The sequence below is a fragment of the Oleiphilus sp. HI0080 genome, assembly GCF_001635135.1.
The window spans coordinates 1-1,060 of the sequence record NZ_LWFU01000944.1 but is presented as its reverse complement, the minus strand read 5'-3'; the positions used below and the strand labels follow the sequence as shown (position 1 = coordinate 1,060).

General features: G+C 49.2%; 1 pseudogene. It reads left to right on the top strand.

Annotated elements, in window-relative coordinates:
* Positions 1-26: 26 nt before the first annotated feature.
* A pseudogene (locus A3751_RS18405) lies at positions 27-1,060 on the top strand (phosphate ABC transporter permease); the annotation flags it as partial.

Here is a 1,060-nt window from a genome sequence, read left to right as displayed (position 1 = left end):
GCTCAGTTGAAACGGGCATAGCCAATATGACCCTGCTGCTTGGCGGTGCTTCTATACTTGTATCGGATACCAATGGCGCTACCAGTCAATGGTTTATGGTGCGCGATGACGACAATGATTACAGCTTGCAGAAAATCCGTACCTTCGAAGCCGTCGGCGGGTCCGTGAGTGCGGTTGATATTGAGCAGCGCCGTAAAGGCTTTGTGGTTGCCGATACCACAGGCCAAATTGTCTTCTACAACAGTACTGCACACTCTACTGCATTGCGCATTGATGCTGAGGCGGAGGTCTCTCACGTTGCTATAGCGCCTCGAGCAAACAAGCTATTGGTAGAAACCAACGAAGGAATGATTCAATGGTGGAATGTAGAGAACGAACACCCAGAGATTTCCTTCTCCGCGCTTTGGAGCAAAGTTTGGTATGAGGGTTATCAAGAGCCCGAATACATTTGGCAATCATCTGCTGCAAACAATGACTTCGAACCAAAATACAGCCTGTCACCTCTTGCCTTCGGTACCTTAAAAGCGGCGTTTTACGCCATGCTTGTAGCGACACCATTGGCTATCTGTGGCGCCTTGTATACGGCTTACTTTATGTCGCCGCGACTTCGCAGAAAGGTCAAACCTTCTATCGAGTTAATGGAAGCACTACCCACCGTTATCCTTGGTTTTCTAGCCGGTTTGTTCTTCGCGCCATTCATGGAAGAGAACTTACCAGGCGTTTTCTCGGTACTGATCATCACGCCTATTTTCATTCTGTTGTTTGGGTATCTCTGGACCAACCTTCCTGTCGCGATTCGCCATAAGATTCCGGATGGATGGGACCCAGTTCTACTGATTCCGGTAATCATTGCCGGCGGCTGGATTAGCATGGCGATCAGCCCAGCACTTGAAACAATCTTGTTTGATGGTGACATGCGTCAATGGCTCACTAACTCTGCTGGCATCGATTTTGACCAGCGAAATGCTTTAGTTGTTGGCGCTGCGATGGGCTTTGCGGTTATTCCGACCATCTTCTCTATCACCGAGGATGCGGTGTTCAGCGTACCAAAGCACCTAAC